At 72.0% G+C, this 22,591-nt stretch carries 3 protein-coding genes; all 3 read left to right on the forward strand.

Going from position 1 to position 22,591, the window contains the following annotated elements; all coding sequences use genetic code 11:
* The first annotated feature begins 174 nt into the window (after positions 1-174).
* From ABZ896_RS17385 to ABZ896_RS17395, 3 genes are read left to right on the forward strand one after another with little or no spacing between them, the layout of a single operon-like run.
* On the forward strand, positions 175-447 hold the full coding sequence (locus ABZ896_RS17385; protein ID WP_360928900.1) for an acyl carrier protein: 273 nt from the start codon (positions 175-177) through the stop codon (positions 445-447).
* The gene (asnB, locus tag ABZ896_RS17390; protein WP_360928903.1) at positions 435-2,426 is read left to right on the forward strand and encodes an asparagine synthase (glutamine-hydrolyzing); all 1,992 of its coding nucleotides are present in this window, start codon (positions 435-437) and stop codon (positions 2,424-2,426) included. Before ABZ896_RS17385 ends, asnB begins: the two co-directional genes overlap by 13 nt.
* Positions 2,423-22,345 (forward strand): SDR family NAD(P)-dependent oxidoreductase, encoded by a 19,923-nt coding sequence (locus ABZ896_RS17395; RefSeq protein ID WP_360928906.1) that lies wholly within the window; start codon positions 2,423-2,425, stop codon positions 22,343-22,345. The genes asnB and ABZ896_RS17395 overlap by 4 nt, the downstream gene beginning before the upstream one ends.
* The last annotated feature ends 246 nt before the right edge of the window (positions 22,346-22,591 follow it).

Raw genomic sequence — 22,591 nt, forward strand, 5'->3', positions numbered from 1 at the left:
GCTTGTCGGCGGTCTTGCGGACCGCCTGCTGCGACTGCCGGACCGGAGCGAATCGCGGAATTCGCTCCGGGGGACGTTTCGTCGGCCCTGGTCACCCGGCTCTACTGGAGCACCGACGGCTCGCGGAAATCCGCGCGAACCGACATGTCTCCTCGTGCTGCCAGGGAATGAGAAATGACCAGAACGGAAAAGATCATCCGGTTTATCGAAGAACGTTTCCTGATCGAGTTCGGCGCCGAGGTGACGCCACGGAGCGATCTCTTCAAGGACGGCGTCATCGATTCTTTCGGGTATATCCAGCTCATGTCGTTCCTGGAGCGGGAGTTCTCGCTGGACATCAGGAGCGAGGAGTTCCTGCTGGACATACCGGCCACGCTGGAGGCGATCGACAGGTTCGTCGCAGAAAGGACCGAGAGGACGGACGGGGGCGCCACATGTGCGGGATAGCCGGCTTCCTCTCCGCGGCGCCGAACCCCGCCACCGACCCCGATGTCATCACCGAGATGCTGTCCCGGATCCGCCACCGGGGACCGGACGAGGCCGGGTACTACCTCGACGACGGCATAGCGATGGGCACCGTGCGGCTGGCCGTCGTCGACCTCGCGACCGGCGCGCAGCCCATGTCGGACGCCACCCGGCGGTACTGGATCTGCTTCAACGGCGAGCTCTACAACCACATCGAGCTGCGCGAGGAACTCGGCGGACTGGGACGGCAGTTCCGTACCCGCTCGGACACCGAGGTTGTCCTCCAGGCCTGGATCCAGTGGGGCCAGGACTGTCTGAGCCGCTTCAACGGAGCCTTCGCCTTCGCGGTCCGGGACGCCGTCGCGGACGAACTCTTCCTCGCCCGCGACCGATACGGCAAACGCCCGCTGTTCTACGCCGACCGCGCCGACGGATTCCTCTTCGCCTCGGAGATGAAGGCGTTCCACGCCTACCCGGGCTTCCGGTTCGAGCTCGACCCGCACGAGCTGAAGTCCATCTACGGGATCTGGACCCCGCTGCCGGACCGGTCTCCGTTCAGAGGTGTACGGCAGCTCCCGCCCGGCAGCCTCCTCACCGTCCGGGAGGGCCGCACCGCCCTGCACACCTACGAGGAACTCGCCGTGGACGCACCGCCGTTCACCGGTACGCCGGCCGAGGCCGCGGCGCTGGTGCGGGACACGCTGCGTACCAGCGTCGAGTTGCGGCTGCGCAGCGACGTCGAGGTCGGGGTCTATCTGAGTGGCGGCCTCGACTCGTCCATCGTGGCCAGGCTCGCGACCGACCTCTCGACGCACCAAGTACGCACCTTCTCCGTGGAGTTCGAGGACCGTACGCTCGACGAGTCGAGCAGCCAGCGGGCAGTCGCGCGCCACGTCGGCACCCGCCACTCCGCCATCGCCATCTCCACGGTGGACGTCGTGGAGAACTTCCCGGCGGCCGTCCACCATGCCGAAGTCCCTGTGTTTCGCACCGCGTTGGTCCCGATGTACCTGCTGTCACGCCACGTGCGTGACGCCGGGATCAAGACGATCCTGAGCGGCGAGGGCGCCGACGAGGCATTCCTCGGCTACTCGCTCTTCCGCGAGACGATGCTGCGCGCCTCCTGGCACCGGCTGTCCGACGAGGAACGGCGGCGCGGGGTCGCCGTCCTGCACCCGGAACTCGCCCACTTCGGGCCCGAGCACAGGCACCATGTCACCGGACTGCTCGGCCGGTTCGCCGAGGAACGCCTTGAGGGCCTGTTCTCCCACGAACTGCGCTACCAGAACGGCCGGTTCGTGCAGCGCCTGCTCAAGGACCGCGCCGAGCCGTTCGCCGACTTGCTCGCGCTGGTCCGGGACACACCCGGCTACGCCACCCTCTCGCCGACGCAGAAGGCGCAGTGGCTTGAGTTCAAGACCCTGCTCGCCGGCTATCTGCTGTCCAGCCAGGGTGAGCGCATGGGGCTCGCCCACGGGGTCGAGAACCGGTGCCCGTTCCTCGACCCGGGCGTGGTGCGGGCCGCCGCCCTGGTCAATCTGCGCTTCGACGACGGGTGGCAGGAGAAGGCCGTACTCAAGGAGGCGTTCCGGGACGTGCTTCCCCAGGAGCCTCTCACCCGGCGCAAGCAGCCCTACCGGGCGCCGGGCAGTGCCGCCTTCCAGGAGCGCCGGCCCGACTATCTGGAGCTGGTGCTCTCCGAAAGGGAGTTGGCGAAGATCGACGGCATCGAGCCGGTCTTCGCGAAACGGCTGGTCGACAAGGTCATGACCACCGAGGCAGCCGGGATCAGCACGAAGGAGGACCACGCCTTCGTCCATCTGCTCTCGACCGCCGTGCTCAACCAACAGTTCGTGCTGACCAGGGGGGACGACATGCGGACCTCGCAGGCCGCCGGTATGAACCTGACGACAGTGATCGACAGGCGGCAGAACGGGCTTCTCGCCGGGGGGCGGCGATGAAGCCGGCGGAGCAGCGCCCAGCCGCGCCGGACGATGCCGAGGGTCCCGAGGAGGGTTCCGACGCCGTCGCGATCATCGGGCTCGGGCTGCGTCTGCCCGGCTCCGACACCCTGGGGGAGTTCTCCCGGCATCTCGTCGAGGGACGCTCCCTGATCTCCGAGGTGGCCCCCGAACGATGGGCGAAGGAACGCTGGTTCGGCAGCCCGCGCCGCGGTGCCGAGAAGACGATCAGCGTGTGGGGCGGCTTCGTCGAACAGGCTGACTGCTTCGACGCCGCCTTCTTCAGCATCTCGCCGCGCGAGGCGGAGAGCATGGACCCGCAGCAGCGCTTCGCCCTGGAGCTCGCCTGGCACGCCATCGAGGACGCGGGCCTGCGCGCGAGCGAGCTGGCGGGGACCAGGACCGGCGTCTTCATGGGCGTCTGCCACGCGGACTACGCGGAGTTGATGGAGCGGGACGGGGCGAAGACCGACGCCTACTTCCCGACCGGCACCGCGTACTCGATCATCTCCAACCGGGTCTCGTACTACTTCGACCTCCAGGGCCCCAGCATCACCAACGACACCGCGTGCTCCAGCTCGCTGGTCTCCATCTACGAGGCGGTCACCGCCCTGCGCAACGGCGACTGCGCCCTCGCCCTCGCCGGCGGGGTGAACCTCTGCTGGTCGCCCAAGCACTTCGTGGCCTTCAGCCAGGCGAGCATGCTGTCGCCCACCGGCCGCTGCCGGGCCTTCGACAAGGACGCCGACGGATACGTCCGCGGTGAGGGCGGTGCCGTACTGCTGCTGAAACCGCTGGCGCGGGCCGTCGCCGACGGCGATCCCGTGCACGCGGTGATCAGGGGAGCCGCCACCAACCACGGCGGCCGGACCGGTTCGCTCACCGTCACCAACCCCGTCGCGCAGGCGAACCTCGTCGAGGGGCTCTACACCCGCGCCGGTATCCGCCCCGAGACCGTGTCCTACATCGAGGCGCACGGACCCGGCACCCCCGTCGGGGACCCCATCGAGGTGATCGCGCTCAAGCGCGCCTTCCGCGACCTCCATCGGGCACAGGGCACCGAACCCGAGCCGGGGACCATCGGTATCGGCTCGGTCAAGACCAACATCGGGCACCTCGAAGGCGCGGCGGGCGTCGCCGGTATCGCCAAGGTCATCGCCGCCCTCGCGGGCGAGGTGCTGCCCGCGACCGTCGGCTTCGTCGAGCGCAACAAGCTCATCGACCTGGACGACAGCCCCTTCCGTATCGTGCGCGATACCGAGCCCTGGGCCGAGCCCGCCCCGGGTCCCGACGGCACGCCCGCTCCGCGCCGCGCCGGGGTCAGCTCCTTCGGCTTCGGCGGGACCAACGCCCATGTCGTCCTGGAGGAGTACCGCCACGACGAGCTGCCGGACGCCGGTGCCGAGCGGTCCGAGGGCCCGTACGTCGTGCCGCTCTCCGCCCGCACCCCCGAGCGGCTGCGGGAGGCGGCGCGGCGGCTGCACGCGTTCCTGGACCCGTCCGACGAGCCGCCCACCGGCACCACGGACATCACCCGCACCACCCCGCGCGACCTTGCGTACACCCTCCAGACCGGCCGCGAACCGATGGTCGCCCGGGTCGCCTTCGTGGTGCCGGACCTACGGCGACTCCTGTCGCTCCTCGCCGAGTTCGCGGACGGGACGCTCCCCGACGCGACCGCGCACAGCCGCGCCGGGGGACCCGGCGCCGACGGTGCCGCGCTGGTCGCCGCACGGCGTTGGGCCGAGGGCGGTGACGTCGACTGGTCCGGGCTTCCGGAGCACGCGGGGGCGCGTCGCATACGGCTGCCCGCGTACCCCTTCGCCAGGGACCGCCACTGGTTCCGCACCCGGCCGGCCCACGAGCGGGGCACCCCGCATCCGCTCGTCCCCCGCAACACCTCCAGCCTCGAAGAACACCGCCACACCTGGGTGTTCAACGGCGACGAGCCGTTCCTCGACGCCCACCGGGTGCACGGCGCCCGGGTCCTGCCCGCCGCCGCCCAGCTGGAGATGGCCCGCACGGCGGTGTCGTACGCCACCCGTCGCGGCGACGCGGCCGGTACGACCGTACGGCTGACCGACACGGCATGGCTGCGCCCGTTGGTGGTGGACGGACAGCCCGTCGACGCGCATGTGATGATCACCGCTCGGGACGACGGCACCCTCGGGTACGAGATCCGCACGGCCGGGGACGGGACAGCCGTCGTCCACAGCCGGGGCACCGCCTCCGTGGGCGAGCCGGCCGAACCCGAGCGGCTCGACCTCGACACGCTGCGCGCGTCCTGCGCCGCCCCACAGAACCCGGCCGAGGCGTACGCGGCCCTGCGCGAAGCGGGCCTGGAGTACGGTCCAGCGATGCGGGGTCTCACCGAACTCCGCTTCGGGACAGGGGAGTTGCTCGCGCGTCTGGAGCGGTCCGCGGCGGATGTCGCAGACGCCGCCGTGGCGCTGCCCCCGAGTCTGCTGGACGCCGCGCTCCAGGCATCGGTCCTGCTGGGCTCCGCGTCGGCCCCCGAGGAGAGCCGGAACCTGGCGCTGCCCTTCGCCCTCGACCGGCTCGATGTCCACGGCCCGTGCCCGGACGCGATGTGGGCCCGGGTCCGGCACCGGGGTGGCGGCGGGGGCCTCACCACCTTCGACATCGACCTGTGCGACGACACCGGCACGGTCCACGTCCGACTGCGGGGCCTGACCCAGCGAACCGTCGCCGAGACGCGGGACTCCGACGGGCCGGGTGCGGTGGCGACTTCGGGTTCGGCGGGGGCGCCGTCCGGTGCCGTGGCCGACCGGGTCGGGGCTCGGGGTCTTCCGGCCGGGCGGTCGGATGAGTTCGCGTCCGAGGTCGCGGATGCGACGGGCAAGTCGGGTGTCGTGGCGGCCAGTTCGCACTGGGTGGCGGCGCCGCTCGGGGCCGGGGCCCCGGCCGGACCGGTCGTGGTGCACGGGTTCCTCGGTGGGCGGCCGGACGTGTTCGCCGCCGAGCTCTCGGAGGTGACGGGGTTTCCGTTCGCCGTGCTGCCCGGCGTCACCCCCGACGCGGTCGCGGACGGCGTCGGCGCGGTGCTGGGCCTCGTCCTCGACCATGTGCGCGAGCTGCTCCGGTCGAAGCCGAAGGGCGCGCACCGCTTCCTCGTGTTCGTCGACGACCGGGTCCCGCGCCGCTTCCACGCACCGCTCGTCGGCGTCTTCAGGACCCTGAACCTGGAGAACCCGTCCGTCTCAGGGCGGGTGGTGCGCGTCGCCGGATTCGGCACCGCCCGCTCCGACCGGATCGCCGACCTCGTCCGCCTGGAGGCCGCCGAGCCGACCGCGTCCGACGCCGAGATCCGCCACACCGCCGACGGCACCCGCCACGCCTGGCGCCCCGTCGGCCTCGAACTCGGAGCCGGGCCAGGGGTCCCGCCGCTCAAGCCGGGCGGCGTCTACTGGCTGACCGGCGGTCTCGGCGGCCTCGGCTGCGGCGTCGCCCGGTACTTCGCGCGGCACGCCGACGTCACCGTCGTCCTCAGCGGCCGTACCGAGGCCGGGGCCGGCACCGACGAGGCCCTTCGGGAACTGCGCGCGACCGGCGTCGACGCGCACTACCTCACCGCCGACGTCGGCAGCGCGCGGGACGTGGAGCGCGCCGTACGGGACATCGTGCGCGAGCACGGATCGCTGGACGGGATCGTCCACGCGGCCGGGACGCTGCGGGACGGGTACCTCCTCACCAAGGACCCACGGGACGTGGCGGAGGTACTGCGGCCGAAGGTGAGCGGCGTCCTCCATCTCGACGCGGCCACCCGCACCCTCCCGCTCGACTTCCTCGTGCTCTTCTCGTCCGTCGCCGGGGTGTACGGCAACCCCGGCCAGGGCGACTACGCGGCGGCGAACGCCTTCCTGGACGCCTTCGCCCTCGAACGGCAGGCACTCGTCGACGCCGGAGAGCGCAACGGCCGTACCGTCGCGATCAGTTGGCCGCTGTGGGCGGACGGCGGGATGACCGTCGACGACGTGACCCGCGCGTCGATGCGCCGCCAGCGCGGCTGGGAACCGCTGCCGACGGAGGCCGGTCTGAGGGTCCTGGGCGTCGCCCTGCGCGACACCCCGGAGCACCTCGTCGTCGCTTACGGCGCGGAGGCCACCCTCGCACCACGGCGACGCGACGAACCCGCGCCCCACCCCGCCGAGCCCACGGCACGGACCACGGCCGGACTCACCGACGACGACCTCGTGGCCCGTACGACGGAGCTGCTGCGGGCCGTGCTGGGCGAGGTGCTGCACCAGGACCCGGCGACGCTGCGGGCCGACGTCGGTCTCATCGAGTACGGGATCGACTCGATCGGCGTGCTGGAGGCCACCGAGCGCCTCGGCGAGGTCTTCGGCCCGCTGCCCAAGACGCTCTTCTTCGAGTACGTCGACATCCAGGGCGTCGTCGGCCACCTCGTCGAGGAACACCGTACGACTCTCGAATCCCGCTTCGGCGCCGATGACCGGCCGGTGGCGGAGCCGACCGTCGTACGGGACGCCGTCACCCCGGCTGCTCCCACGATCCCCGCCGCCCCCGACGACCGCCACGACATCGCGATCGTCGGCATCTCGGGACGCTACCCCGGCGCCGACACCCTCGACGAGCTGTGGACCGTCCTCGAAGAAGGGCGCCACCTCTTCCGGGAGGTGCCGCGCGACCGGTGGGACCACGACGCGATCCACAGCCCGGACCGTGGTGTCCCCGGCAAGAGCGCCATCAGGACCGGCACGTTCCTCCGGGAGATCGACACCTTCGACCCCCGCTACTTCCGCATCTCCCAGCGGGACGCGGAACGCATGTCGCCCGAGGTCCGCCTCTTCCTCCAGGTCGGGGTCGAGGCGCTGGAGGACGCGGGCTACTCCCGCGAGACGATCCAGCGCCACTACGACGGCGACGTGGGCGTGCTCGTCGGCACCATGAGCAACCACTACGGCCTCTACGGCTTCCAGAACAGCCTCACCCGCGGCGCCCCGGCCACCGGCAGCTACACGGCGACCATCCCCAACACCCTGTCGTACTTCTACGGGTTCACCGGGCCGTCGATCTTCCTGGACACCATGTGCTCGGGCTCGTCGACCTGCGTCCACCAGGCCGTGCGGATGCTCCGCGCGGGGGAGTGCAAGATGGTCGTCGCCGGCGGCGTCAACCTCCTGCTGCACCCCTACAACCTCATCACCTCCTCGCACGAGCACTTCACCACCGCCACCTCCGACGTCATCCGGAGCTTCGGGCTCGGCGCGGACGGCACGATCCTCGGCGAGGGCGTCGGCGCCGTCGTGCTCAAGCCGCTCGTCGACGCCGAGCGCGACGGCGACCACGTCTACGCCGTCATCAAGGGCACCGCGCTCTCCAACGCCGGGGTGCGCAACGGGTTCACCGTCCCGAACCCGCGTATGCAGGCCCGCGCCATCGAGAAGGCCATCGACGACTCCGGTGTCGACCCGCGCACCATCACCTATGTGGAGGGCCACGGCTCCGGCACCTCGCTCGGCGACCCGATCGAGGTCAGCGCGCTCACCACGGCGTTCGGCAAGTACACGCCGGACAGACAGTTCTGCGCGCTGGGCTCGGTCAAGTCGAACATGGGGCACCTGCTGCACGCGGCCGGAATGATCGGCTTCGCGAAGGTGCTCCTCCAGCTCCGGAACCGCACCCTCGTCCCGTCCCTGCACAGCGGCGAACTCAACCCGGACATCGCCTTCGAGGACACGCCCTTCAGGGTGCAGCGCGAACTCGCCGAGTGGAAACCGGCGATCACGGAGGAGAACGGGACCACGACCGTCCATCCCCGGCGCGCGGGCATCACTTCCATCGGCGCGGGCGGCATGAACTCGCACATCATCGTCGAGGAGTACATCCCCGAGCCGGGCCCTGTCGCCGACGGTCCGCGAGGGCCCGAGCTGTTCGTCTTCTCCGCGATGACCGACACCGCGCTTCAGACCTCGCTCGCCCGGTTCCGCGACTACCTGGCGACGGCGGAGGAGGCCGAACTGCCGTCCATCGCCCACACGTTGCGGGTCGGAAAGAACCAACTACCGCGCCGCTGGGCCTTCTTCGCCGAGGACCGCACCGGCGCCGTCGAGGCCGTGGACCGCTTCCTCGCCGGGGACCGCGACCAGACCGCCGCGCTGACCGACACGGACACCGACACTGACAATGCCCCGGCCTTGATGGCCGTACGCGAACTGGCCCTCGACTGGACCGAAGGCGGCAGCGTCGACTGGACGCCCCTCGCGGGCGCGCACCCGCCCCGGCGGATCTCCCTGCCGGCCTACCCGTTCGAGCGGGTGCGCTGCTGGGTGGAGCCCGAGCCTGGCGCCCCGGACGTCACCGCGCCGCTGGCACTGCGGGAGAAACCGCACCCGTTCCTCGGGGCCAACCACTCCGACGTCGACGGGCTGCGCTACGGCCTGGACGTCCACCTCGACGACCTCGCCGACTACGGCTGCGCGCAGGACAAGGTGCGCGGGATCGTCCCGACCTTCGCCGTCGACCTGGCGCTCGCCGTCGGAAGGGTCACCGGCTTCACCGAAACCCCGCGCGTCAGCGGCCTGCGGCTGTCCGGCCCGGTCCCCTGGACGGACACGGCACGCCTGGTCACCACCCTCACCCCGGTGGACCGCGACACGGCCCGCGCCGCCGTGTTCCGCGAGGACGGGGCCGGGGTGCGCACCCCCGTCGCCGAGTTCGACGTACACCCGGACGACGGGCGGCCCGCGCCCGACGCCGTGCCGGTCGGCAGCGACGGCACGGAAGGGCTCCGCCGCCGCGCCACACACATCCTGGACCGGGAGGAGGTCCTCGCCGAGCTCGCCGAGGGAGGCATCACCCCCGAACCTGCGCGGTGCGGTTTGCGGGGCGCGCACTGGCTGCCGGGCGGCGAACTGGTCCTCACAGTCGCCGTCCCGGAACTGCGCCACGACCACACGACGCGGAACGTACGGATCGCCCCGCACGTCCTCGCCGCCATCGCCCACGGCGTCCACCTCGCCGCCAAACACACCGACCAGCCCGACTGGCCCCGTCGCGTCCCCCACCTGATCGACGACATTCGCCTCTACGACGAGACGCGCGCCGCCGACCACGTGGCGTACGTGGTCCTCGACCCGCCGCCCCGGACCGGCACCCCCACGTGCCGCGTCCGACTGGCGGACCGGGATGGGCGGGTCCTGGCCGAACTCACCGGCGTGCGGTGGGGCGACGGCGACGCGGTCCCGCGACACACGGACACGGAACGGAGGGGAGCCCCTGTGCAGGCCCCCGAGACACGGCGGCCGAACGACGACGACGCCCTCGTCAGCGTCGCGGTCGACGAACTGCGCCAACTGGCCGCGGGCATCCTCAAGTTCGACGCCGACGACCTCGACGCCCACACCGGGTTCGACGCCTTCGGCTTCGACTCCATCTCTCTCGTCACCTTCGCCAAACTCATCAAGGAGTCGCTCGGCATCGACCTGACCCCCGCGGTCTTCTTCGACGTCAACACCCTTGACGCGCTGGGCCGGTATCTCGTGGCCGAGTCCGGGGACCGGATACGTGCGGCGAGGGCGCCGTCGGCCCTTCCGCCGGCGCCGGTCCAGGTTCAGGTCCAGGTCCTGGGCGGCCGGGCCGCGTCCGGTGAGGGACGACCGGAACCCATTGCCGTCATCGGCGCCGCCGGCCGCTTCCCGCAGGCCCCCGACCTCGACACCTACTGGTCCCACCTCGCCCAAGGCAGGGACTGCGTCACGGAGTTCCCCGTCCACCGCTACGACGACACCTACGCGCGCGTCGTCGAGCGGGCGGAGTTCCCGCACCACGCAGGCGTCGTCGACGACGTCGACGCCTTTGACGCGGGCTTCTTCCGGATCTACCCGCGCGAGGCCGAGCTGATGGACCCCCAGCACCGCCTCGCCCTGGAGACGGTCTGGAACGCCGTCGAGGACAGCGGATACCGGCCGGGCGACCTGCCGCGCAACACCGGCCTCTACTTCGGCGTCTCCGGCACCGACTACGCGACCCTGCTCACCACCCACGGCGTCGAACCGGACGCGTTCACCTCCACGGGCAACGCCCACTCCATGCTCGTCAACCGGATCTCGTACATCCTCGACATCCGGGGCCCGAGCGGGCCGGTCGACACGGCCTGCTCCAGCTCACTGGTCGCCGTACACCGTGCGATGGAGGCCATCCGCTCCGGTGCCTGCGACGTCGCGATCGCCGGCGGGGTCAACCTCCTGCTCGGTGTGGACACGTTCGTCAGTGCCCACCGGGCCGGAATGCTCAGCCCGACCGGGCGGTGCCGGACCTTCGCCGAGGACGCGGACGGCTATGTACGTGGTGAGGGCGTCGGAGCCGTCGTCCTGAAGCCGCTCGACGCGGCCGAACGGGACGGCGACGCGATCCTCGGGGTGCTCCTCGGCAGCGCGGAGAACCACGGCGGACGCGCCAACTCCCTCACCGCACCCAACGCGGACGCCCAGGCCGACCTGATCGCCACAGCGATGAACGGCATCGACCCGGACACCGTCGACTACATCGAGACCCACGGCACCGGCACCGTGCTCGGCGATCCCGTCGAGGTCCACGCGCTGCGCTCCGCGTACCGGCGCCTCGGCGCCACCGACCGTGCGGACATCGGCCTCGGCTCGGTGAAGACGAACATCGGCCACTTGGAGGCCGCCGCCGGTGTCGCCGGGCTGCTCAAGGTGCTGCTCGCCATGCGGCACGGCGTTGTCCCGGCCTCGCTCAACTGCGCCGAACTCAACCCGTACCTCGAACTCGGGGGAGGGCCGTTCCGTGTCGTGCGCGAGAACGAGCCGTGGCACAGGCGGCGGTCCGGTGGTGGTGACGGTCGTGCCTTCGTGCCCCGGCGGGCCGGGGTCAGCAGCTTCGGGTTCGGCGGCGTGAACTGCCATGTGGTGGTGGAGGAGTACGTGGCGGACGGCGCCCGCGACGACGCCGGTACCGACACCGACACCGACGGCGCACCGGTCGTCGTACCGCTGTCGGCGCGTACGCCCGAGCAGCTGCGCCAGATCGCCCGCGATCTGCTCACCCACCTGGAGCGGTCGCCCGAGCCGCCCTCTCTGCGCTCCCTCGCCTGGACCCTGCAAATAGGGCGGGAGGCGATGCGGGAGCGGGTCGGATGGGTGGTCGGCTCCCACCGGGAACTCACCGATCGGCTGCGCGCGTTCACCGAGGACGGCGAGGCCGAAGCGAACCCGAGGCTCAGCGCGTCCCTCGCCCCGGACGACGACCCGGCACGTCCGCTCGCCCGCTGGACCGCGGGTGACAGCGTCAACTGGCGTGCGCTGTACGGGGAGTCGACGCCCCGACGCGTCCACCTGCCGACCTACCCGTTCGCCCGTGAGCGGTACTGGATACCCGGCGCCACGCCGGACCGGCGGCCGGCCACCGGGACCGCGCTGCTCGTACCCCGCCGTGTTCCGAAACCCGCGCCGGACGCTGCGAACGGCACCGCGGCGCCGCGTCACGTCGTCATCCTGTGCGGAGCGCTCGCCGCCGCCCGGGTACGGGTCGAGCGGCGGATCGAGGGCGTACGGTGCTTCACCGCCGAGAGCGGGAAGCAGCGCCTCGACAGCCGCTTCGGGGACGTCTCACGACAGGTCTTCGAGACCGTACGCGACATCGTCACCGAGGTGTCGGCCGACCGTACGCTCGTGCAGGTCGTGGCACCCGTGGGCGGCGACGACACGGTCCATCTGGCCCTCGCCGGGCTGCTGCGCACCGCCGCGGCCGAGGACCCCTCGCTCACCGCGCAGCTTGTCTGCCTCGACGGCTCCGACGGGCGGGTACCCGACGACGCGACCGTCGCCGCGCTGGTGGCGGAGAACGCCCGCGCCACCGACGACGACCTCGTGTTCCACCAGGACGGTGTCCGCTCCGTCCTCACCTGGCGGCAGGCCACAGCGCCGACGGGCGACATGAGCGTGCCGTGGCACGACGACGGGGTCTATCTGATCACCGGCGGCGCTGGCGGCGTCGGTGCCGTCGTCGCCCGCGCCATCGCCCGCGATGCCGCCCGTCCGACGCTCGTCCTCGCCGGCCGCTCCCCGCGCGACGCACGGATCGACGCCCTCCTCGACGAACTGCGTGCCGCCGGCGCCGACGCCCGGTACACGCGGGCGGACATCTCGCGCTGGGAGGAGGTATGCCACCTCGTCCGGGACATCCGGGAGCGGGACACCCACCTGCACGGCATCGTCCACTGCGCCGGAGTGGTCCAGGACGCGGCACTGGCGCACAAGACGGCCCGGCAGTGGGCCGACGTTCTCGCGCCGAAGGCCGACGGGCTCGTCCATCTCGACCGTGCCGTGGGCGACGCTCCCCTCGACTTCCTCCTCCTCTGCTCCTCCGGTTCCGCGATCACCGGCAATCCCGGACAGGCGGACTATGCCACGGCCAACGCCTTCCTGGACGCCTTCGCCCTGCTCCGGGACGCGCGCGTCACCGCCGGGGAACGTTCGGGACGCAACCTGTCGCTCGCCTGGCCGCTGTGGCGGGAGGGCGGCATGACCGTCGACGAGTCCGTACGCGCGCGTCTTTGGCAGTCCCGGGGCCTGACCCCCATGGAATCCGCGGCCGGCGTCGAGGCGCTCACGGCGGCCTGGCGACTGGGCGACGAGGGCCGGGTCTGGGTCCACCACGGAGACCTGACCCGCGGCCCGACGGGGCCGGGCGAACCGGCGGTCCCGAATGAACCGGCGGTCCCGAATGAACCGGTGGCGTCGGGTGGACCGGTGGCGTCGGGCGGACCGGCGGTCCCGGATCGTGTCGTCGCCGACACCCTCCACCGCCTCACCGAGATCTTCGCGGCCGTCACCAAGACCGCCCCCGGCACCGTCGACACCGCCGCCCCCCTCCACACCATGGGGCTGGACTCGATCATGATCGTGCAGCTCAACAGGGAGCTGGCCCTGACGTACGGCGAGGTCTCGAAGACGGTCTTCTACGAGTTCCCGACGCTGAGGGCGCTCGCGGAACACCTGGCGCCCACGCATGTGCCCCACGTGTCCGACCAGGTTCCGCCGGACACCGCCCCCCGGCCGGCCTCCGCCCCCCGCCGCCCGCGCCACACACCTTCCACCGCACGGGAACCCGTCGCCGTAATCGGCATGGCCGGCCGCTATCCCGGTGCCGCGAACCTCACCCAGTTCTGGGACGACCTCAAGGCCGGACGGGACCGCATCCGTGAAGTCCCGGCCGACCGCTGGCCGTTGGAGGGCTTCTACGAGCCCGATCGCGCCACCGCGATCGCGACCGGCCGCAGCTACAGCAAGTGGGGCGGTTTCCTGGACGACTTCGCCGCCTTCGACCCGCTGTTCTTCGGGATCGCCCCGCGCGACGCCTACGCGATGGACCCGCAGGAGCGACTGTTCCTCCAGGCGGCCTGGGAGGTCGTGGAGGACGCCGGTTACACCCCGGAGGGGCTCGGTGCCCGCCACGGTCACCGGGTCGGGGTCTTCGCCGGCGTCACCAAGTCCGGCCACGCCCGCCACGGCGCACGGCGCCTGCCGTCCGGGGAGACGGTCGTCCCGGCGCTGTCCTTCGCGTCGCTGAGCGCCCGCACCTCCCACGTCCTCGACCTGCACGGCCCGAGCCTGACCGTCGACACGATGTGCTCGTCGTCCCTCACCGCGATCCACGAGGCGTGCGAGCACCTGCACCAGGGCTCCTGCGAGGCGGCCATCGCCGGCGGCGTCAACCTGTACCTCCACCCGCTCGACTACGTGGAACTGTGCCGTTCCAACATGCTCTCGGCGGACCGCAGGCTGCGCAGCTTCGGCAGCGACGGCGACGGATTCGTACCCGGTGAGGGCGTCGGCGCGGTGCTGCTCAAACCCCTCTCACGGGCCGAGGCCGACGGAGACCGGGTACTGGCGGTGATCCGCGGCACGAGCGTCAACCACGGTGGCCGTACGCACGGTTACACGGTGCCCAGCCCCAACGCGCAGGCCGAACTGATCCGTGACGCGCTGGACCGCGCCGGGGTCAGCGCGCGCGACATCGGATACGTCGAGGCACACGGCACCGGCACCGAACTCGGTGACCCGATCGAGGTGACGGGCCTGACCCTGGCCTTCGCCCAGGACACGGACGACAAGCAGTTCTGCGCCCTCGGCTCCGTCAAGTCGTCCATCGGGCACCTCGAAGCCGCCGCCGGTGTCGCGGGGCTGACCAAGGCCGTATTGCAACTGCGGCACCGACAGTTCGCCCCCAGCCTGCACGCCGAGGAACTCAACCCCAACCTCGACCTGGAACGCACTCCGTTCTTCGTCCAGCGCGAGTTCGCCGATTGGCCGAGCGACCGTCCGAGGCTGGTCTCCGTCTCGTCGTTCGGTGCCGGTGGCTCCAACGCCCACGTCATCCTGGAGGAGCACGTGTCCGATCCCGTCCCCGAGCGGGCGCTGGTCCAGGCCGCGGCACACCAACTGGTCGTCCTGTCCGCCCGCACCCCGGGCCAACTGCGTGACCACGCCGCGCACTTGGCGGACCACCTGGCCGGCCCCGGCGCCGGGGCCGATCTGGCCGACCTCGCCTTCACCCTCCAGGTCGGCCGGGTCGCCCGTGAGGAACGCCTCGCCGTGGTCGCGACATCGGTACCCGAACTGCGCGAGACGCTGCGCGCGTACCTGGCCCGGGGCACGGCCGCCCCCGGGGTGTACCGGGGCACCGCCGGCCGTACGTGCGGCGCCCTCGCGGAACTGACCCAGGACGAGGACCTCAGGAACCTCCTGGTCGCCCGCTGGGCAGAGGCGGGCGACCTCCCGAAGTTGGCCGCCCTGTGGACCGAAGGCGTGGACCTGAACTGGCCCACCCCGCACGGCTCCACCCCACCCCGCCGAATCCCGCTCCCCACCCACCCCTTCGCCCGAGACCGCTACTGGGCCCCCGACCTCCCCCCAGCCACCACCCCCTTCACCCTCGCCCCCCTGTCCGTGCCCGACGCCGGTACGAGCTCCGGCGCACCTGGCACGTCCGCCACCACCACTGCGCCCACCGCGCCCGGCACCCCCAGGTCCCCCGATCCGCTGGCCGAGCCCAGTGCCCGCGCGGGTGTCGGCGCACCGGGCACCCCCGGCACCCCGGCTGCGCCCGGCACCCCCGCAACCCTCGGAACCCCGCCCGCCGCAGCCGCCCCCGACGAAACCCACGCCCCCTCCTCCCTCGCCGCCTTCGGCGCAGAAGCCCGGCCTCCGTACCCCGCACTTCCCGCGCCCGAGGTGAACACCGACGTCGACCGGGCCGCCTGGCCCCCGCCGCAGCTCGACGAGCAGATCCGCTCCCTCGTGCACGCGAAGCTGGCCGACGCCCTGGCCATGGACGCGAAGCAGATCGACAGCGGGCGGGCCTTCGCCGAATACGGACTCGACTCCATCCTCGGCGTCCGCTTCGTACATGAACTCAACGAGACGCTCCACCTGGACCTGACCACCAGCGTCATCTACGACCACAGCTCAGCCGACCGCCTCATCACTCACCTCCTCACCACCCACCACGACACCATCACCCTCCCGACACCGACACCGACACCAGGAACGAAAACCCACCACCGCACCCCCATCGCCATCATCGGAATGAGCGGCCGCTTCGCCGGTTCCGAGTCCCTCGAAGAGCTCTGGGAGCACCTCGCGGAGGGGCACGACCTCACCCGGGAGGCGACCCGCTGGCCCCTGGCCAAGTCGGACGGCACCGGCAGCCCCCGCTGCACCCGGGGCGGCTTCCTGGACCGGATCGACGAGTTCGACCCCCTGTTCTTCAACATCTCCGGGGTCGAGGCCGCCGTGATGGACCCCCAGCAGCGGCTGCTCCTCGAAGAGTCCTGGAAGGCACTCGAAGACGCGGGCCACGCAGGGAGCGCGGTCGACGCACGGGACTGCGGTGTCTACGTCGGCTGCTGGGAGGGCGACTACCGGACCCTCGTCGAAGAGGACGCCCCCGCCCAGGCGTTCTGGGGAAACCTCGCCTCGATCGTGCCCGGCCGGATCGCGTACTTCCTCGACCTCAAGGGCCCGGCGATCGCGGTCGACACATCCTGCTCCAGTTCCCTCGTCGCCATCGACCTGGCCTGCAAGGACCTCTGGTCGGGCGAGACGGACATGGCGCTCGCCGGCGGCGTCTACATCCAGAGCACCTCGCGCCTGTTCGACCTCGCCGGCCGGGCCAACATGCTGTCACCGACCGGGAGTTGCCGCGCCTTCGACCACCGCGCCGACGGCTTCGTGCCGGGCGAGGGAGTCGGTGTCCTGGTATTGAAGCGACTCGACGACGCCCTCGCGGACGGCGACCACGTCCACGGCGTGATCCGCGCCTCCGGCACCAACCACGACGGCGCCACCAACGGCATCACCGCCCCCAGCTCGCTCTCCCAGGAACAGCTGCTGCGCAGGGTGTACGACCGTTCCGGCGTCGACGTCGAGTCGATCCAGGTCGTCGAGGCCCACGGCACCGGCACCGAACTGGGCGACCCGATCGAGTTCCAGGCGCTGACCCGAGCCTTCCGCAAGGGCACCGACAAGGTCGGCTACTGCGCCCTCGGCTCCGTCAAGACGAACCTCGGCCACACCCAGTACGCGGCCGGAGTCGCCGCCGTCTTCAAGGTCCTCCTCGGCATGAAGCACGGCCGGATCCCCGCCTCGCTCCACTTCGAACGGCCCAACGAGGCCGTACGACTCGACGGCAGCCCGTTCTACCTGAGCACCCGCACCCACCCCTGGCCCGCCCCCGCGAACGGCCCGCGCCGCGCCGTCGTCAGCTCCTTCGGCGCGAGCGGCACGAACGCGCATCTCGTCCTTGACGGCCCGCCGGCACCGACCACCGCGCGCACCCCCGGCCCCACCGCAAACCCCGCCCACCTCGTCGTCCTCTCGGCCCGCTCACGGGAGCAACTCGCCCAGCAGCTCGCCCGCCTGGCCGCCCACTGCCGCCGCGAGGCCACGCTCGACTGCGGCGACATCGCCTGGACCCTCGCCGTCGGCCGCGCGCACTTCACCCACCGCTTCGCCTGTGTCGTACGGGACCGCGAGGACCTGATCCAGGTCCTGGAGCAGGGACTCGACGGACCGCGCGCCCTGACCGGCGAGGCGAAGGGACCGACCCCCGCACCGCCCGCCGCCCCCACGGACCCCACCGCACTCGCCGAACTCTTCACACGGGGCACGGAGTTCGACTTCGCGCGGCTGCTCGCCGGGCGGAGCCAGGGCGCGCGCCGGGTCCCCCTGCCCACCTACCCCTTCGCCCGCGAAAGCCACTGGGCGACCGCGACACCGCCGCCCATGGCACCCACCCCTCGCGTCCCCACTCCTCCGAGCGACACCGTCCGCCTCACCGGCGACGAGACCTTCCTCCGCGACCACCTCGTACGCGGCCGACGGGTCCTGCCCGGCGTGGTCCACCTGGAACTCGCCCGCGAGGCAGCCGCCCGCGCCCTCGGCACGGACCCCGCGACCCCGCTCAGGATGCGCAACGTCACCTGGGTCCGCCCGCTGACCGTCGACGCCCCGCTGGACGTCGAGGTCGTGGTACGCCCGGACGGCGATGGAGTCGCCTTCACGATCGGGTCCCCGGCGGCGGACGACACGGGCCCCTACTGCGAGGGCCGCGTCCTGCCGTCCCCCACCCCCCGCCCCGCCCCCGTCGACCTGGCCGCCCTGCGCGCCGCCTGCCCGACCCGCGTACCGGGCACCCGGATCGCCGACGCGCTGGTCGCGACGGGCATCACCCACGGACCGACGCTCCGCGCGATCGACGAGGCGTACGTTGGTGACGGCACGGTCGTCGCCCGCCTCTCCGCGCCCGAAGGCGGACCGCGCGGGTACGTCCTGGACCCCGCGCTGACCGACTCGGCGATCCAGGCGTCCACGGCACTGACGCTCGACAGCCCGGAACCGTCCATCGGCGAAGACGCAGGCGAAGGCGAGGTCAGGGTGCCGTTCGCCCTGGACACCCTGGAGGTCTTCGGCGGCTGCGAGGAGACGATGTGGGCCGTGGTCCGGGCCGCCGATCCGCGCAGGGAAACCGGTGGCGCGCTCAGCAGGCTCGACATCGACCTCGTCGACGAGGAGGGAGCCGTCCGGGTCCGGATGACCGGCTACACCTCGCGTGCCGTCCCCGAGTCCGTCCCCTCCTTCTTCGCCCCGACCTGGGAACCGGTGCCGGCCGAGGAGTCGGGGACGGCCCCCGTTTCCCGCCAGGACCGGGTGCTCGTGGTCGGCGCCTCGGACGAGCGGTTCGCCGACCTCGTCCGGGACTTCCCCCGGGCCCTGGCATGGCGACTCGCGCCGACCGCCACCGTCGAGGAGAACGCCACCGCACTGACGTCCGCGGGCGAGATCGACCACCTGCTGTGGCTCGCCCCGGACACCGCACCACACCACCGACCCGCCCCGCACGCGACGGACGCCGCCGCTCTCGTCGCCGCCCAGGAGGACGGCGTGATCGCGGCCTTCCGCATGGTCAAGGCACTGCTGCGGACCGGTGGCGACACCCGCCCGCTCGGCATCACACTTGTCACCCGCGGCGCCCTCGCCACCCACCCGGGCGAGGAGACCCAGCCCGCCCACGCGGCCCTGCACGGCCTGTTCGGCGCGATCGAACGCGAGTACACCCACTGGACCATCAGTCGCGTCGACCTGGATGAGACGGCGGACACGGCCGGCCTTCCGGCACGCACCCCCGGCGCCACCTGGGCCCGACGTGCAGGCCAGTGGCTGCGCCGCCGACTCGTGCCCTCCGCCACGTCCCACCCGGCGACGACACCCCCGTACCGGGAAGGCGGCGTGTACGTCGTCATCGGCGGCGCGGGCGGCCTCGGCGAGGCATGGACGCGGCACGTCGTGGAGAACCACGGCGCCCGCGTGGTGTGGATCGGCCGCCGACCGCGGGACGCCGCCATCGAGGCATGTCTGCACGCCGTACGGGGGCGCGGCGAGGTCGATTACGTCACGGCCGACGCCACCGACCCCGCGGCGCTGCGCACGGCCTACGAGGAGATCAAGGCCCGCTACGGCCGGATCCACGGCGTCGTCCACTCGGCGCTCGTACTGCGCGACCGGGGCGTGGCCACCATGGAGGAGACCGACTTCCGTGCCGCGCTGGCCGCGAAGGTCGACACGAGCGTCGCCATGGCCCAGGTCTTCGCCGGGGAACCGCTCGACTTCGTGCTCTTCTTCTCCTCGCTCCAGTCGTTCGTGACGGCGGCGGGCCAGAGCAACTACGCGGCCGGCTGTGCCTTCGTCGACGCCTACGCACACCTGCTGGACCGGCATCTGAACTGCCCCGTCAAGGTGATGAACTGGGGCTGGTGGGGCTCGGTCGGCAGCGTCGCCTCTGCCTTCCACCGGCAGAGCATGGCCCGCTGGGGACTGACGTCGATCGAGCCGCCGGCGGCCATGGCCGCGCTCGAAACCCTCCTCACCGGCCCGCAGCCACAGGTGAGCTTCGTCAAACTCACCGACCCGCGGGCCATCGAACCGATCGACCCGACCCTGCGCACGACGGTGTACGAGCGCGCACACCTACGCGTCGCACCGGAGGCCGTCACCGTCCGCACGGATCCCGCCCCCGGCGAGGAGCGCATCCTGCGCGACGTGGCCGACTGGCGCCGCACCGCACGAGATCCGCTCCTGACCCAGCTGATCCGCGGCCACCTGGAAGCGCTCGGCGCCGTGCGGCCCGGTGAACCCGTGCCGTCGGACCCGGCGGTCCCGCGCGCCCGCGGCGGTATCGATGAGCGGTACACCGTCTGGCTGGCCCACGCCCTGCGTGTCATGCCCCACCACGCGCCGCCCCTCGCCGTCCTCGAGGAGCGGTGGACCGAGCAGTGCGCACGCTGGTCGGCCGACCCCGACAAGGCGGCCGAACTCGCGCTTGTGAACGCCACGTTGAAGGCGCTGCCCGACATCCTCACCGGCCGCGTCCCGGCGACGGACGTGATGTTCCCGCGCGGCTCGGTCGAACTCGTCGAGGGCTGCTACCGCGACAACCGGTTGGCTGACACCTTCAACCGCACCATGGCCGCCGCCGCCTCCGGCATCGTCGCCGAACTGCTGCGCCAGGACCCGGGCAGCCGGATCCGGATCCTGGAGATCGGAGCCGGCACCGGCGGCACCAGCGTCGGCATGTTCGCCGCGCTGCGTCCGTACCAGGACAGCATCGAGACGTACACGTACACCGATCTGTCGAAGGCGTTCCTGAACCGCGCCCAGGCCCGGTACGGACCCGACGTCCCCTATCTCGACTGCCGGCGCTTCGACGTCGAACAGCCCCTGGCGCGGCAGGGCATCGAGGCGGGCGGCTACCACCTCGTCGTAGCCGCCAACGTCCTGCACGCGACGCGCGACATGCGCGGCACGCTGCGCAACGCCAAGGCCGCGATGCGGGACGGGGGTTGGCTGCTGCTGAACGAGCTGACCGCGTTCGACGTGTTCAGTCATCTCACGTTCGGGCTGCTCGACGGCTGGTGGCTCTCCGAGGATGCGTCACTGCGGGTCCCGGGCTCACCCGCGCTGGCGCCCGAGGCCTGGCGGCAGGTACTGCGGAGCGAGGGGTTCTCCTCGGTCGTACCCCTCCTGCCGGCCGCCCGCGACCTGGGCCAGCAGATCATCGCGGCTGAGAGCGACGGCATCGCGCGCCAGCGGGTCGCACCGGAGCGACGGTCAACTCCCGTGCCCTCGGCCCCGGTTCCGGTTGCGGCCCCGGCCCTCGCCCCGGCCGACGCACGCGCCGTCGTCCTCGCCGCCTACCTCACCGACAAGGCGGCGGAGACGCTGCGGGTGCCCGCCGAGAGGATCGAACCCGAGACGTCCTTCACTGCGTACGGGATGGACTCGATCCTCGTCCTGCAGTTCACCAACGCGCTCCGCCAGGACCTGGGCGAACTGTCGTCGACCCTGCTCTTCGAGGCGGACTCCGTCGCACGACTCGGCGCACACCTCCTGGCGCACCGCGCCGAGGACGTGGCCGCGCTGGTCGCCACACTGCGGCCGGAACGGGCCGCCGACGAGGGCGGCGACGAGGGCAGCGCCGGACCCGCGGGCGGTGTGACGTCACCCGATCCGTCCCTCGGCACGCTGTTCCACGCGGCCGTGCGGTCGGTGCCCCCGGCCCAGGGCGGCGCCCTGCTGAAGGCCGCCGCGCGGTTGCGGCCCGCCTTCGCGTCCGGAGCGCCCGCCCCGGAGCCGGAAACCCTGTATCTCGCCGAGGGCACAGACGAGTTGGGGCTGGTCTGCCTGCCCTCCCTCATCGCCCCCACCGGTGCCCACCAGTACCTCAGGCTCGCCGTCGCCCTGCGTGGCCGGCGCTCCGTCTGGGCGACCGGCATGCCCGGCTACGGCGCGGACGAGCCACTGCCCAGGACCCTGCACGCGGCGGTGGACGTCCAGGCCGCGGCACTGCGACGGCGTTTCGCGGACCGCCCGTTCGCCCTCGTGGCGTACTCGTCGGGCGGCTGGCCCGCGCACGAGATCGTACGGCGGCTGGAGGCGGACGGCATCCCGCCGGCCGCGCTGGTCCTGCTCGACGCACCCGCGCGGGCCCGTGCGGCCGTGACCGACGACATGATCACGATCACCCGCTGGCTGGCCGACACGTTCCCGCAGTTGCCCGTCGACGACGGACAACTCACCGCGATGGCCCGGTACGCGGAACTCTTCGACGGCTGGGCCCCTCGGCCGGTGTCCACCCCCACTCTGTTCGTGAGCCCGGCCGCCACGGAAGCCCTCTCCGAAGTGCTCGGCGACGGCCCCCGCCAACCGGAGTGTCCTGACTGGCCGTTGGAGCACACCCGGCTTGAGGTGCCCGGAAACCACTTCACCCTCCTGGAGGAGCACGCCGAGTCCACCGCGCTCGCCGTCCATCGATGGCTGGTCCAGCGGTTCGGCCGAGGCCAGGGGGGGCCGGAGTGAGGAACGTGCCAGAGATGTTAAAGGTTCGAGTAAGGCGGCCATAGCCGACGCGGGCCCGCGCTCTCCCGATAGAGAAGCGATAGCGAACCGAAAGTCCGGCCCCTTTTGGTGAAAGGTGGGCGAGGTGAGTCCTCGGCCCCGAAGGGGTGACGGTTCGACAAGAGGCCGTCGGCGTAGGGAGATTGAGGCCTTTCCGATGACACGTTTCACGCCCGGCGTACGACGCGGTGGTGGATTCCCGGTATT

Source organism: Streptomyces sp. NPDC047072 (assembly GCF_040643855.1).
Taxonomy (GTDB): domain Bacteria; phylum Actinomycetota; class Actinomycetes; order Streptomycetales; family Streptomycetaceae; genus Streptomyces.

Bases quoted from the DNA above. Each gene is read 5' to 3' on its own strand.
- asnB (WP_360928903.1), top strand. From the start codon at position 435: ATGTGCGGGATAGCCGGCTTCCTCTCCGCGGCGCCGAACCCCGCCACC.
- ABZ896_RS17395 (WP_360928906.1), top strand. From the start codon at position 2,423: ATGAAGCCGGCGGAGCAGCGCCCAGCCGCGCCGGACGATGCCGAGGGT.
- ABZ896_RS17385 (WP_360928900.1), top strand. From the start codon at position 175: ATGACCAGAACGGAAAAGATCATCCGGTTTATCGAAGAACGTTTCCTG.